This window comes from Paenibacillus physcomitrellae, from assembly GCF_002240225.1.
Taxonomy (GTDB): domain Bacteria; phylum Bacillota; class Bacilli; order Paenibacillales; family Paenibacillaceae; genus Fontibacillus; species Fontibacillus physcomitrellae.
Genome location: NZ_CP022584.1, coordinates 3,744,962 through 3,758,373 on the forward strand (window position 1 = coordinate 3,744,962; position 13,412 = coordinate 3,758,373).

General features: G+C 52.5%; 11 protein-coding genes. 7 read left to right on the forward strand and 4 right to left on the reverse strand.

Annotated features, from left to right (window positions below):
• The first annotated feature begins 12 nt into the window (after positions 1 to 12).
• The gene (gene phnE / locus CBE73_RS16885; RefSeq protein ID WP_094095220.1) at positions 13 to 819 is read left to right on the forward strand and encodes a phosphonate ABC transporter, permease protein PhnE; all 807 of its coding nucleotides are present in this window, start codon (positions 13 to 15) and stop codon (positions 817 to 819) included.
• Positions 820 to 1,066: 247 nt separating this feature from the next.
• Here phnE and CBE73_RS16890 read toward each other — a convergent pair whose 3' ends face one another.
• The 3 genes from CBE73_RS16890 to CBE73_RS16900 form a co-directional block, all read right to left on the reverse strand.
• The gene (locus tag CBE73_RS16890) at positions 1,067 to 1,771 is read right to left on the reverse strand and encodes an AIM24 family protein (RefSeq protein WP_373286351.1); all 705 of its coding nucleotides are present in this window, start codon (positions 1,769 to 1,771) and stop codon (positions 1,067 to 1,069) included.
• A 23-nt stretch (positions 1,772 to 1,794) separates the two neighbouring features.
• Positions 1,795 to 2,238: a coiled-coil domain-containing protein gene (locus CBE73_RS16895; RefSeq protein WP_094095221.1), complete on the reverse strand. Its 444-nt coding sequence runs from the start codon at positions 2,236 to 2,238 to the stop codon at positions 1,795 to 1,797.
• A 345-nt stretch (positions 2,239 to 2,583) separates the two neighbouring features.
• Positions 2,584 to 3,465, reverse strand: a complete 882-nt coding sequence (locus CBE73_RS16900; protein WP_094095222.1) for a helix-turn-helix domain-containing protein — start codon at positions 3,463 to 3,465, stop codon at positions 2,584 to 2,586.
• A 160-nt stretch (positions 3,466 to 3,625) separates the two neighbouring features.
• Between CBE73_RS16900 and CBE73_RS16905 the strand changes: the two genes are divergently transcribed.
• The 6 genes from CBE73_RS16905 (at position 3,626) to CBE73_RS16930 (ending at position 10,817) form a co-directional block, all read left to right on the forward strand.
• Positions 3,626 to 5,050, forward strand: a complete 1,425-nt coding sequence (locus CBE73_RS16905) for an MATE family efflux transporter (RefSeq protein ID WP_094095223.1) — start codon at positions 3,626 to 3,628, stop codon at positions 5,048 to 5,050.
• A gap of 191 nt (positions 5,051 to 5,241) precedes the next feature.
• Positions 5,242 to 6,969 (forward strand): ABC transporter ATP-binding protein, encoded by a 1,728-nt coding sequence (locus CBE73_RS16910; protein ID WP_174704758.1) that lies wholly within the window; start codon positions 5,242 to 5,244, stop codon positions 6,967 to 6,969.
• 214 nt (positions 6,970 to 7,183) lie between these two features.
• The gene (locus CBE73_RS16915) at positions 7,184 to 7,732 is read left to right on the forward strand and encodes a sigma-70 family RNA polymerase sigma factor (protein WP_094095225.1); all 549 of its coding nucleotides are present in this window, start codon (positions 7,184 to 7,186) and stop codon (positions 7,730 to 7,732) included.
• Positions 7,733 to 7,759: 27 nt separating this feature from the next.
• Positions 7,760 to 8,983, forward strand: a complete 1,224-nt coding sequence (locus CBE73_RS16920) for a hypothetical protein (protein WP_094095226.1) — start codon at positions 7,760 to 7,762, stop codon at positions 8,981 to 8,983.
• On the forward strand, positions 8,980 to 9,924 hold the full coding sequence (locus CBE73_RS16925; RefSeq protein ID WP_094095227.1) for an ABC transporter ATP-binding protein: 945 nt from the start codon (positions 8,980 to 8,982) through the stop codon (positions 9,922 to 9,924). Before CBE73_RS16920 ends, CBE73_RS16925 begins: the two co-directional genes overlap by 4 nt.
• Positions 9,921 to 10,817, forward strand: a complete 897-nt coding sequence (locus CBE73_RS16930) for an ABC transporter permease (RefSeq protein WP_094095228.1) — start codon at positions 9,921 to 9,923, stop codon at positions 10,815 to 10,817. The genes CBE73_RS16925 and CBE73_RS16930 overlap by 4 nt, the downstream gene beginning before the upstream one ends.
• Positions 10,818 to 10,997: 180 nt before the next feature.
• On the opposite strand, the gene CBE73_RS16935 is transcribed toward CBE73_RS16930, so the two are convergent.
• Positions 10,998 to 13,277, reverse strand: a complete 2,280-nt coding sequence (locus CBE73_RS16935; RefSeq protein WP_094095229.1) for a helix-turn-helix domain-containing protein — start codon at positions 13,275 to 13,277, stop codon at positions 10,998 to 11,000.
• Positions 13,278 to 13,412: the final 135 nt, after the last annotated feature.

The window sequence follows — 13,412 nt, forward strand, 5'->3', positions numbered from 1 at the left end:
AGAAGTTGTGTTATGACGACTGTAGAGAAGCAGCTTCTTGCTTCGCCAAAAAGAACCTGGTATTACCTTACGATCGCGGTTATCCTTATTTTGTTGATCGGCTGGTCTGCCATGGCCGTAACGTTCAAGGACGTGAACCAAAGCGGTCTCAAAATTGCAGGGAATATTATAAGAGGGATTATCCATCCGGATTGGCATCTGCTGTTTAACGGAACCAAGCAGAGTGTTCCATTTCTGCTGCTGCAAACAGTAGCTATCGCATTTTTGGGGACGATTGTTGGTGCGATTGTGTCTATTCCGCTGGCTTTCCTAGCTGCTTCCAATATCGTACCTAAACCGATTTCCTGGCTTACCCGTTTGCTGCTGATCATTATCCGCACGATTCCCGCGCTCGTATACGGTTTGATGTTTATTCGAGTTTCGGGTCCGGGTCCGTTTGCCGGTGTACTCACCATTGGCATTACCTCGATCGGGATGCTGGCCAAGCTGTATGTGGATGCCATTGAAGAACTGGATACCCGCGTGCTTGAGTCGATGACCTCCATCGGCTGCACAACCTTTGAGAAGGTGCGTTATGGGATCATTCCGCAGCTGATGTCCGTCTTTATGTCCGTAACCATTTATCGTTTTGATATGAACATGCGTGAAGCTTCCATTTTGGGTCTGGTAGGCGCCGGCGGAATCGGTGCGCCGCTCATCTTCGCCATGAACGGTTATAAATGGAACCAGGTCGGATCGATTTTGATCGGATTGGTTATCTTGATCCTGATTATCGAGCTTCTTTCCAACAAACTTCGTTCGAAACTGATCAAGGGATAAGAAATAGGGAAAGAGGGATAGGAGCCTGCTCTTAGCTGTTATGATGGACTAGAGACTGCTGCTGCCCAGCATGTTTTCTAATTCATAGGCTGCAGGGAGTATCCTGTCTGACTAGAATGCCCAGCCGAAACGGCTGGGCATTTTTTATGTCTGAATTATCGTGTTTGAATTATTGTGGCTGAGTTATCTGGGTCAGAATTTTCTGGGTACTGAGTTTCATTTCCCTCTATTCTCCACTCTGCTGTCCCTATTTAATAAAGACACTCCCGAAAGGAATGACCTCCCGCAGGATCCGCTTGAACAAACCTTCGTTCTGCAGACTGTCTTCAAGCTTGCGGCTTTCGCGTCCGGCCTGCAGCAGTACGGAGCCTTGGCCGGTTATTTTCCAGTGGTAGCTCATATGCTGGCTCGCCAGATGGTTGCCGTAAACGGCAAGCTCCATTCGTGCATTCTCCGGGTAGGCGATAACGCTGTCGGCCTGAACGTAAATAGGCTCGGAAGGGTGCAGAACGGCTTCGACAACATGTCCTTCCGTTAGCAAGCCTATCTGTCCAATGCCGGAGAACTTCATTTTGATGGCGTCACGGGTGATCAGCATGTTCTTGACGTTTAGAATCCGGCTTTGCATCGTCACACCGTCCGTATAATAGAAGAGGTGCCGATAATCGTACAGCAAGTCGCTTCCTGTCTGAAGCTCGACGGGTTTGAGATTATAACCGGGCGGCAGGACCGCGATAAACTCGCAGGGGCCTGTCAGATCGGCACGGAGCAGCTTGTGCTTCCGGTACATGCCTTTAACGTCCATCAGCCGGTCTACACGACCGGCCGAGGCCCCGCGATAAGCGATGATTTGACTGGGATGCAGCATATGGGCGGTTTCGCCATCGCTTAGCCGGAAGGTGGCGGCTTCGCCCAAGGCTTGGAGTGTCTCCGTCTCAAAGCGGATATCCACGGCTTGTCCTCCTTGAGGGATTATTATTTTCGAAGCAGCACTCGCACTACACGTTTGAATACGAAGTAACCGATGAATAATCCGACAGCTGTATACAGCATAACTCGAAGCTTATGGGAGGTTGTCTCCCGGGCGGTATTGATTTCCTGCAGCGTCTGTACCGTTTCGGCAAGCTGGCGGTTCTGCGCCGAAAGCTGCTCGTTCTGCGCAGCCAGCGCCTCGCTTTGCTGCCGGTAGGTCTCCAGGCTGCTTTGTGTTTCTTGAAGCTTCTGTGAAGCATCATCGTAATTTTCCTGAAGGCGGTTGAGTTCAACCGGGACTTCGGAGAAGCTTTTTATACCGTTATAAACGTCATCGAAGTAGTTGGCTTTGGCGGAAGGGGCGTTGAAGTTCAAAATAAATAGACCAGCTATAAGAAGGGTTAAAACGTACAGGGAGCGGACGGCCAGTGATTTCGTCTTGTTCATGCGTATCGCCCTCCTTTCTTGAGCAGCAAACCTAAACGTAAGTAAAGGCAAGCAGGGCTTGCCACTATCTACTATTTATTACGCAGCCATAGGGCCTAAGGTTTCCTGTAATTGCAATTTTTTATGACAATTTTCGCGTTTTTTTCAGAAAAAAGGAGGACGGGCCAGCCGCCCGTCTTGGTGCTGCTCGGTGCCAGACCAGACCATTTAGCCGTTGGCCCGTTGCGTTGACTTGTTGCTGTTGAACATGTGCGGTTGGCGATGGTGTGATTTTTCGTATTCATAACGTTGGCTGCTTCAGTTGCGTTTCCTTTTTGTATGATTATTCGAACAAATTCTCCCCAACTAATAGGCAAAACGCTGCCGGTATTTACGCGGCGACACACCCTCGTATTTCACGAAACAGGAGGTGAAATAAGCCGACTGGTTAAAGCCGACTTCCTCGGCGATCCGGGCGATGGACAAGTCGGTCTGCATCAGCAGCAGCTTGGAGCGTTCCACGCGATAGCGCACCAGATAAGCAGCGGGGGAGCAGCCGAATGCTTTCTGCATGCAGCGGGCGATATAAACCGGGTGGAAGTTGATGCTTTCGCCAAGCGCCTTGGCGGTGACTTCCTCCCGGTAATGCTCCCGCAGATAAGCGGCGGCTCTTTCGGCGCAAACCATTTGCGCGGACGGAGCTTCGCTGGCTGCAAAATCCGCAAGCTGGCGCAGCACCTCCTGAAACAGCAGCTGCTGTTTGAACCGGCTGCCGGGCAGATGGAGTGATTTGCCGAGCAGGGTCAACTCCTCCAGCACATCGTTAAACTTACCGGGCTGGGACAGGTGCACATACTGCGGAATCAGCTGGGTGAAGGGCGTTGTCGTATAGGTCGGCAGAAAGACCGGCGCTTCGGACAAAGGATGCTCCAACCGGTATTCCGAATCCTGCTCCAGCAGCGTCCACGGTCCGGTTGTCTGAAAATGCAGCCAGAAATAGAGCGTATCCTCCTTGCATTCGGCCGTCGAATAATGGTAGCGGTCCGGCGTCAGAATGAAGCAGTCACCCGCGGCAACCTCATAGTCCCGGCCTTCCTCGCCGATATAAATACAGCCGCTCTGAACGAACAGCAGATCAAAGATCCCCGTATTCCTTCTGCTCACATGCCGCGAGCCGACAGGCAGGCGCCCGTAGTCACAAGCGATAAAATGGGGCAGCGGAGGTAACGTAAACTCCAGTATAAGCATAAATAATCCTTCCTTTTCTGAAGGGAGATATGGTTGGAATATTGAAACTTTAGGTTGTAAAAATGATAGTTCCGATTCAGTATACCATCTATAATTTGTTTCAGACAAAAATGTGAAGAGGAAATGAGCGCCGCTCTTTCTTCCCCTTCGGGAGGTTGTAATGTTGAAAAAAGAAGCGCCCTATAAATTCTCACTATGGATGCTCGCCTGGCCCATCTTTATCGAGCAGTTTCTCCAGTTCCTGCTGGGGGCGGTCGATACGCTGATGGTCAGCCATCTGTCGGATGACGCCGTCGCAGTGGTTGGCTTCTCCAACCAGCTGTTCAACGCGCTGACGACCTTGTTTGTAACGGTGGCGAGCGGGGCAGGGATCCTGATCGCGCAGAAGATCGGCTCCGCCAAAGAGGAGGAAGCGCGAACGGTTGGTATTATCGGATTAAAGGTTACGGCTTTGATCGGACTGATTTTGAGTGTGGTCCTGGTTGCATTCCCCGGGCCGATCGCCCAAATCCTGCAGCTTCCGGACGAATTACTATCCCTGGGAGAAACCTATATATCGATCGTCGGCGGAGGCATGATCCTGACGGCGCTGATCGCGGTATTGAGCACTGAAATCCGCAGCACGGGCAACACCAAAGCACCGATGCTGATCGCGGTTGGTATGAACCTGATCCACATCGGGCTGAACTATTGCTTTATCTTTGGCAAACTTGGTTTCCCGCAAGTCGGGCTCGCCGGGGTAGGCGTGTCTACCGTAACAAGCCGTACGCTGGCCTGTATCGTGTTGTTTATTATTTTCCTGAATGCTTTCTGCCGGAAAATTAACTTTAAAGATCTGCGGCTGTTCGACCGCAAACTCTTTAAAGAGATTATGGACATCGGCTGGCCGTTGGGCGTCAACTCGGCAAGCTGGTTTTTCTCCCAGCTGGTGATCTTCTCGTTCCTGGCCATGCTTGGCGCAAAAGAGCTGGCTGCCCGGACGTATATGAATACGCTGGAGTCGTTTTGCTTCCTGCTTGGTTTCTCGGTTGCGCTTGCGCTGCAAATCCAGGTGGCCCACCTCTTCGGCGGGGGACGAACCAAAGAAGCCTACAAGGCTTCTTATAAAGCGCTGGCCATTGGCCTTCCGCTAGTAACGCTGAACGCGCTGATTCTCGTCTTCTGCGGCCGAAGCCTGCTGGGTCTGTTCACGGATGATCCGGTCATCCTGAACATCGCGGAATCTCTGCTGTGGCTGAACATGCTGCTTCAGCCGGGGAAAATGCTCAACATGGCCCTAGGCAACTCGCTGAATGCCGTCGGCGACGCCAGATACACGATGACCGTATCGCTGATCGTCATGTGGATCGTAGCCGTTTGCGGCTCCTACCTGTTAGGCGTGTCCGCCGCTTGGGGCATCACGGCGATTTACAGCTGCATGATCGCCGATGAATATACACGAGGCGTATTTTCGTTCGTTCGCTGGAGAGCCCGCAAACGGCTCCGCATCAAGGAGCAGGAGCTGGAGCGCGAAGCGAAGCAGCAAAGCTGGACCGGTGGTGGTGGCGGAGGCAAGCCGGCCGGGGCTGTTTTTTCAGCCGAATAAAATAGGGACCTGGCCATCGCCATCAAGGGTTCCTCTGACCGCTGGCACCTTTCCCGGGAAGGGAGGGGTGCCTTTTTGGCATGCCCGTTCATATTAAGTTAACATAAAGGGGATATAGTTAGTTCTCACAGAGGCTGCGGGACACAATTATGACTATACGGCGGCCGGTCAAAGGGGAGATTATTTACAAGATGTACAGTTGGAAAAGCTTTTTTCGTTTGATCCGTGATACCCGTCCATCCAAAGCGAAACTGGGGATTGCCTTGGGTTTATCTTTAATTTCCACGATTGGCGGGCTTGTTGTACCGCTGCTTACCCGTGATTTGGTGGACGGATTTTCTTTGCAGAACATTACGCCGCTGTCGGTGATCCTGATGGTGTTAGCTTTTGTTGCCCAGGCGGTATCCGGCGCGGTTTCGATTTATTTGCTGAATCATGTCGGACAAACGGTGGTGTCGCGGCTTCGGGATCGTTTGTGGTCGAAGCTGCTTTCGCTGTCGCTGCCTTATTACAATGAACACCGGACCGGCGATACGATTTCGCGCATGACAAATGATACGGCTGTAGTCAGAGGGTTGATTTCGGAGCATATTTCCGGCTTTGTGAACGGTGTGATTTCGGCGGTTGGCGCCATCCTCATACTGCTGTTTATGGACTGGAAAATGACGCTGATCACCTTCGTGGCGGTGCCTTTATGTGTCGCTGTCATCGCGCCGGTTGGCCGCCGGCTGTATCTCATTTCCAAAGACACGCAGGACGAAACGGCTTCCTTCACGACCACGCTGAACCAGGCTTTATCCGAAATCCGGCTGGTTAAATCGTCTAATGGAGAGCGGGTTGAATACGAGAATGGGCAAAAAGGAATCACCAAGCTGCTAAAGCTTGGCATTGCCGAAGGGAAAATGCAGGCGATCATTTCGCCCTTGACAATGTTTGTGATCATGCTGATTCTGGTCGTCATCATCGGTTACGGCGGCATGCAGGTTACGCAAGGGCGAATGACGGCGGGTTCGCTCGTTGCCTTCATTCTTTATTTATTCCAGATTATATTTCCGGTTACCCAGGTGACGCAGTTCTTCACCCAGCTGCAGAAAGCCAAAGGGGCCACGCAACGAATCATAGAAACGCTGGAAGCCGAGGAGGAAGACATTCATACGGGCCAAGAGCTGACTCGGCTGAATGAGCCGATTGTGCTGGAGGAGCTGAGCTTCTCTTATCCGGGGAGCGAGGAAGCGACGCTGGAGCGGATTTCCTTCAGGGTGGATCCAGGGAAGGTAACGGCTATCGTCGGACCGAGCGGCGGGGGCAAAACGACCTTGTTCTCTTTGGTTGAACGATTCTATCAACCTACAGACGGCGTCATGAAGCTGGGCGGAACCGAGGTATCCAGGTATTCGCTGCGCTCCTGGCGCGGACGGATCGGTTACGTATCTCAGGAGAGTCCGCTGATCGCCGGCTCGATCCGGGACAATGTCCTGTACGGCCTGGAGCGACAGGTGAGTGAAGACGAGCTGCATGAAGCGCTGCGCATGGCCTACGCCGATATCTTCATCGGCGATTTCCCGGAGGGGATGGAGACGCAGGTCGGCGAACGCGGGGTCAAGCTGTCCGGCGGCCAGCGGCAGCGGATTGCGATTGCCCGGGCGATTCTGCGTAATCCTGACCTGCTCATGCTGGATGAAGCGACTTCCAGTCTTGACAGCAAATCGGAAGCGATCGTCCAGGAGGCGCTGTCGAACCTGATGAAGGGGCGGACGACGCTGGTCATTGCCCACCGCTTGTCCACGGTAGTGGATGCGGATCAGATTTTATTTATCGAGAAGGGAAGGATCACCGGCCGGGGCACCCATGCCCAGCTGTATGAGGTGCATGATTTGTACCGGGAGTTTGCGGATCATCAGCTCAAGGTTCGGGCTTAGGCTTTCCGATTTGGTGAGATGTCTGATGTTTGCTAATAGAACTGACAGGAACGGAACGTGATGATGCGTTTCGTTCCTTATTTTTTTGTACAGGCTGCTGCACTTGTGGGGTATACTTCCTCTGATTGGAGAAATTTTCTCCAAAGAATCTGATACATTTCTCCTGCGGCGTCCGTCTTCTATACAGCTGCGGCAAGAAAGGAGGCTGGAACCATTGACGATTCCGGAATCGGCGACATTCAAACAACTATTCCACCAGCATTACCCCGCGGTGCTGCGCAAGCTGACCGGCCTGCTGGGGGATAAAGCGATAGCGGAAGATTTGGCACAGGAAACGTTCTTGAAAATGTACCGCCAGCCGCCGGACCAACTGGATTCGGCAGGTGCATGGCTGCACAGGGTAGCAACCCGGCTGGCTTATGACTATATGGGCAGCGCCGCCAGACAGCGGAAGCTGACGGAGCGGCAGGAGCTGCTGCTGGGAGCCGAAGGGACGGCAAGCCCTTCAGGTGAAGAAGAGCTGATTCGACAGCTCGACCAAGAGGAGGTTCGGGGCTGGCTGCAACAGCTGCCGGAGCGAGACCGTAAGGCGTTGCTGCTGCGGTATTCGGGTTACACGTACGCTGAGATTGCCCATGAGCTTTCCGTTAGACCGCCTGTGGTAGGCACGCTGCTGGCCCGGGCAACGGAGCGGCTGCGCAAATGCGCTGGCGAATCGGCCCATATGGAGCAGGGGACTTCCGTAGAGCAAGGGCTTCGATGAAATAACAGGTGAAGGAGATGAACAAAGATGGCCAAAGAACAATCAGATATAAACAAGGTGCAGAGCCAAGAAGAGACCGATATGGCCTGGAAGCGGCTAATGAAGGCGCTGGAGCAGGAGCCGGCCAATGATTATTGGGAACAAGCTGACCGGCAGGGCGGGATCCCGGCTGCTTCCAAGGAAAGAGTCGAGACTTATCGGCTGCAGGAGGAGCTTAACACGGCTCAGGGTTCGGCTTTGATCGAAAGCGGAGCTGCTGCTTCGGGAATGAAGCTGGAGAACGAAGTTCATGTAGACCGTGCGGCAGCACCGGCAGTACAGGCAGTGCAGGCAGTGCACAATTCGCCTGCAGCCAAACCGCGGAAACGAGGAAGCGGCAGAGCGCGCAAATGGACGGCTTTGGCTGCAGCCGCGGCTGTGGCAGCTGTAGTGACCGTAACTCCGGCCGGTAACAAGGCGCTGGCTTCCATTCTGGGACAATTCCGGATGGAGCAGGTAACCGAAGTGAACGAGAAGGATATGGAGCAGCTGTTCAACTCGGTCTTCCAGTCGGGTATTTCGGACAAGGAGATTAACCGGTTTGGTACCTTTACGGTGGAGACCGGCAAGGGGTATGGTGAATTGACGGCTCAAGAGGCAATCAAGGAGGCAGGTGTTCCGATGCTGCCTGAATCGGTGACCGGGAAGCAGCAGCATATTTACGTGAGCCCCGGCAGCAAGCTGAGCTTGACCATGAAGGTCAATGAAATCAATAAAGTCATGAAGCAGCTGGGAGCAAGCAAGCTCTTCCCGTCCAGCATAGATGGCAAGACGATTACGCTGGAATCGTCGCCGATCGTTTATTACGATGTGGCGCTGGGCAGCAAGGACATCGTCGGGAATTTATCGCAAACACGGGTTCCTTCCGTGTCAATTGACGATACAGCCGATGTGCATGAGGCGATTGAGGCCGTTATCCAGTTCCCGCTCCTGCCGCAGCAGCTTAAAGAGAGCCTGCAGCAGAGCCAGTTCCTGACTACGGGTGAAATACCGCTGCCGGTATTTACCGAGAACGGAACCCAAACGCAGCAGATCGCCATAGGCCAGACTAAAGTGCTGCTAAACACCCATCATTACCAGGATTCCAAACAGCTTGAAGCGATTTGGGTGAAGGACGGCTCCTTATATACCTACAACATCTATGTTAATAATGAGCAGACCGGGGTCGATCAGCAGTTCCGCACCAAATTGCAGGAGTTGGTTGAAGCGTGATTGCTATACAGTCTGAAGGTTTAACAAAACAATTTCATAACGGCCGGGGGTGCCGCGATGTATCCATCACGGTGCAGGAAGGGGAAGCCTTTGGCTTCCTCGGCCCCAATGGCGCAGGTAAAAGCACATTCGTCAAAATGCTGGTCGGCCTGATCTTCCCTACGGAAGGTCGGGCTTCCCTGTTTGGCGAGCCTGTCGGCAGTTTGGCCGCCCGGCGATACATCGGTTATCTGCCGGAGCTGTACCGGTATCAGGAATGGCTGACGGGAGAAGAGGTCGTGCGTCTTCATGCCAAGCTGTGCGCATTATCCCGCAGCGAAGCCAACCGGAGAGTTCCAGAGATGCTGGAGCGGGTTGGCATCGGTCTGCGGTCGAAGGACCGGGTCAAGAACTATTCCAAAGGCATGCAGCAGCGTCTGGGTCTGGCCTGCGCACTCGTCAGCGATCCGAAGATTCTGTTCCTGGACGAGCCCTCATCGGCGATGGACCCGATCGGTCGCAGCAAGGTCCGGCAGCTGCTGCATGAATGGAAAGCGGAGGGGAAAACGATCTTCCTGAACTCCCATCTTATGGAGGATGTAGAGTCCATATGCGACCGTGTCGCGCTGCTGAATAACGGCGAAATTCTGCAGCAGGGCAGGGTTGAAGATGTGCTTCATCAGCGGCCGGTTTGGCAAATCAGGGTCGGCGGCTTTACGCCGTCTATGCTGGACTGGCTTCGGGAAGAAACAGGCCTCACCATTCAGGTGGCCGGATTGGAAGTGGACGGTTCAGCCGTACTTGAAGCGGAGCTCCGGAATGAGGAGCAGGCCGGATGGCTTCATGCTCTGGTGATGGAGCAGGGCATGACGCTGTACGAAAGCGCACGCGCCAAAACGCGGCTTGAGGAATGGTTTGTCGCCGAACTTGCCGGCAAGAGCCACAGGGGGGAAAAGGCATGAGCATTATTCTTCGTATGACCTGGAAGGAGCTGCTGCGTAAACGGGTTTTGCTGCTGACCTTGATTATGACCGCGGCTTTCCTGGTCGCTTTCTGGTTTATCGCTTCCTCTATAGGAGGAGAACTTAAGCAGAGCGGCTTGGACGACACCACTAATACGCTGCTGCTCGGCAGATTCAGCCGGGGCTTATTTATCGTTAGTTTAGGTTTCTTCTTTGGCTCATTTGTGCTCGCGTTCTTATCCATCTTCAGTTCATCTTCGGTTATCTCTGGAGAAGCGGAGCTGGGTGTCATGCAGGCCTTGATGCCCCGTCCCCTTGCCAGATGGCGCTGGTATGCAGGACGCTGGCTGGGATACGTTTCGTTTGGCCTGCTTTATGCCTTGCTGCTTTATTCCGCTATTCTGATTATAGCGGGAATACATGCAGCGGTGCCGAGGGAATGGAGCTCATTGATCATCTCCTATTTACTATTTGCTGCGGTTGTTCCTTTGCTGGTATCCGTATCCATGCTCGGCTCTGGATACCTTTCCGCCGTAGGCAACGGCGTTTTGATGACGATGCTGTATGGAGGCGGCTGGCTTGGCGGGATGATCGACAAGGTTTCGTCCCAGCTCGGTTCATTTGGCGCTACTATGGGCGATTCTTTAGCGACCATTTCAGGGCTGCTGTCGCTGGTGATGCCGGCTGACGGCCTGCAGCGGTTCGTGATGGACCGGCTGTACAATTTTTCTTCTTTGCAGGAGTTTTTTGATCCAAACACATATGCCGGAGGACTTTTCTCAATCTTCGGTATTGGAATGGCGCCTTCAAATGCGTTTCTCTGGTATGCGTTATTCTATACCTTAGCCGCACTGCTTCTCGGCCTGTGGCGTTTTCAGAAGAAAGACCTTTAGAAAAAAAACAGACAGAAACAGGCAGGAGTAGGCAGAAGCCAAACCTATATCCTACCCTATAAACGCAAATTTAAGAATCCCCCTTATCCGGTGAGAGGAATAGCTCCCGCCAGTAAGGGGTGTTTTTGATTTGGAGCCGCCGTCGGGCCATTCATTTTAAAGCTGGAACAGCGCTGGTGTTCAGGACGAGGCTTTTTCCGAATAAAGCTTGCGGTATTGCCCCGGCGTATATCCTGTTTCTTTCTTGAATTTCCGAATGAAGTTAGGTGTATCCTGGTAACCGACCGTTTGGATGATATCCTTGAGCGGCTCGTTAGTTGTAGTCAGTTTGTGAATAGCGGCGGTGATTCTCTTCTGCCAGATATACTGCACAAAATTGGTGCCTACCGCCTCTTTGAAAGAGCGGCTGAAATGGGAGACCGAAATCGAGTATTTGCTCGAAATAAATTCAAGACTCAAGGAGTGATCCATATAATTGCTGTCGATGTAGCTGACGATTTGATCCATGAGGGAGTGTTCTTCTTTTTTCTCATTTTGCTCTACCCAGGTACAAATCCGCCCACATAAGGCCCGCAGCCGGCGATTCAGTTCCTCAGCAGACTGGAAGGCGTCCTGTCCCGGAATATCGCTGATGAGCTTCCCGACCCCCAGCTCAAGCCCGGTTTTGATGACGGTATTCGCGATATCAAAGTAGACGCATCTTGCCAGCTTTAGGCAGAATCCGGCCTTCTGAAGTTCGCTCATGGCTTCATCCACAGTCTGAACGGCCACCGTATAGCTGCCTTGCTTTAAGCTTTGGGACAGCTTCAGCAGCAGATTTTTGGAAATCCAGCCGGCTTCGCTAGGTGACTCTGACAGTTCCTCAAAGAAGGTGATGCTGCCATTGCCGGCCGAAACCCGCGAATCAAAGGCTGAGCAGGCTTCAATGAAGGATTGGTTGAGCTGAGCCGGACCGGCATAACATCTCCCTACCCCCATAATCGGATGAAATTGAAAAGCGCCGCTCAGCCGATCCAACAGGGCGTCAACCATTTCGCGGACCTGATGCTGTTCCTTTTGCCCATCCAAAGGATCAAAGCTGACAATCAGGGCGATCTGGTCCGGCTTTGGCAGTTCTACACTGTGTACGTAGGCAGCATGTTCTTTGAAATCGGCTTTGGAAAGGGCGGTCATGACATGCTGCCAGTTCGGCGGGGTGGTTTGCGGTTCGGCGGACTCCCCGCGACCGACAACAATGACAAAGTGACGGCTGCCTTCGAAATGAAGGTTGATCGATTTCGATAGCTCGGAAGGCAGGCTTTCCAGGTTGCCGTATTTTAACAGCATAAGCAGAAAGTGATTTCGGGCATAAGGCTCCTGAAGATCCGCTTTGGAGCTGTATTCATGCAGGGCGGTGCGGATGCGGACCAATTCATTTCTTCGGCCGCTGCTGCTTGCCTGATTCTCCTCAGCGGCAGTGCCGGCTTTGGAATTGGCGAACTGAAACAGATCAAAGATCGGGTTGTACTGCTTGCGGGCCAGCAGCAGGGCTGCGATGGATCCGGCGGCAAGAACAGCAGTAAAGATCATTAGGATCAGGCTCCTGATATGCAGCACATTGCTGAAGAATTGGGAGCTGGGCATCATGGTGACGAACTGCCAGTCGTTCTGTTCCGATTTGACGGATACGACGGAATTGGTTTCCCCGTTAATATGCAGACTGTGAATGCCCGGCGTCAGCTTCGTCAGTTCCTGCAAGTCTTGTTCGGGCAGCGCGCTTTCCAAATTGTAATTGGCGGCCAGCACCTGACCAGTGTTATCGAAGATAAAAGAAGAACCCTGATAATTGCCAAGGATGGAATTAATCAGCGCTGTCAGCTCCGATTCCTTGATCAGAAACATCAAAGTCCCGTGCGGATTCGGGCTGTTGGGTGTAATCGGCACCAGGAAAGCCAGCATGGACTGGTTCAGTGAGGCACTTTTGCCAACAAGGTTAACTGGACGTACGGATGGGAACTTGGCCTCGTTCAAATCTTGAATAACCTCACTGCCCTGCCAGCGGCGGAAGCTGAATTTCTCGGTGAACACTTCAAGGCGGGACATGCCTGCGGTAGAAAAAATACTGTTATCGTTATGAAAATACAGAAACATTTCATTAATGAGCGGACTGGTGGATTTATAATTCTTGAGCGTGTTAATGGCGTAACGGCCATAATAGGGGTCATGCACCTGATAGCGGGTCAATTGTTCATCATAGGATACCCGGGAGGCGATGTCATAGAGCTGATCAACCAGATTGTTCACGATGGATTTGGCCTGATTCAGCTGGTTCAGATGAGACTGCTCGATTTGACTGCGAAGATTGTTAACGGCGCTGTTATAAATGATGACCGTCAGCAGAATGAGAGGAATCATTAGGATTAACAAGTAGGACGAAATGTACTTTAGGAACAGGCGCGATTTGAAGTAGTTGAGCTTCATTTCCATTTCCCCTTGTCACTATTTTTAAATAAAAATGTAATAGAGTTCGGTTAATAAAGCAAGAAATTTAAACAACTCGGCCAGGTGGCTGAGTGTGTCATTTTTGAGGGAACCTCCTCCTGAAAGGAAGGATGA

Bases quoted from the DNA above. Each gene is read 5' to 3' on its own strand.
- CBE73_RS16900 (WP_094095222.1), bottom strand. From the start codon at position 3,465: ATGCTTATACTGGAGTTTACGTTACCTCCGCTGCCCCATTTTATCGCT.
- CBE73_RS16920 (WP_094095226.1), top strand. From the start codon at position 7,760: ATGGCCAAAGAACAATCAGATATAAACAAGGTGCAGAGCCAAGAAGAG.
- CBE73_RS16930 (WP_094095228.1), top strand. From the start codon at position 9,921: ATGAGCATTATTCTTCGTATGACCTGGAAGGAGCTGCTGCGTAAACGG.
- phnE (WP_094095220.1), top strand. From the start codon at position 13: ATGACGACTGTAGAGAAGCAGCTTCTTGCTTCGCCAAAAAGAACCTGG.
- CBE73_RS16895 (WP_094095221.1), bottom strand. From the start codon at position 2,238: ATGAACAAGACGAAATCACTGGCCGTCCGCTCCCTGTACGTTTTAACC.
- CBE73_RS16935 (WP_094095229.1), bottom strand. From the start codon at position 13,277: ATGAAGCTCAACTACTTCAAATCGCGCCTGTTCCTAAAGTACATTTCG.
- CBE73_RS16910 (WP_174704758.1), top strand. From the start codon at position 5,242: ATGTACAGTTGGAAAAGCTTTTTTCGTTTGATCCGTGATACCCGTCCA.
- CBE73_RS16905 (WP_094095223.1), top strand. From the start codon at position 3,626: ATGTTGAAAAAAGAAGCGCCCTATAAATTCTCACTATGGATGCTCGCC.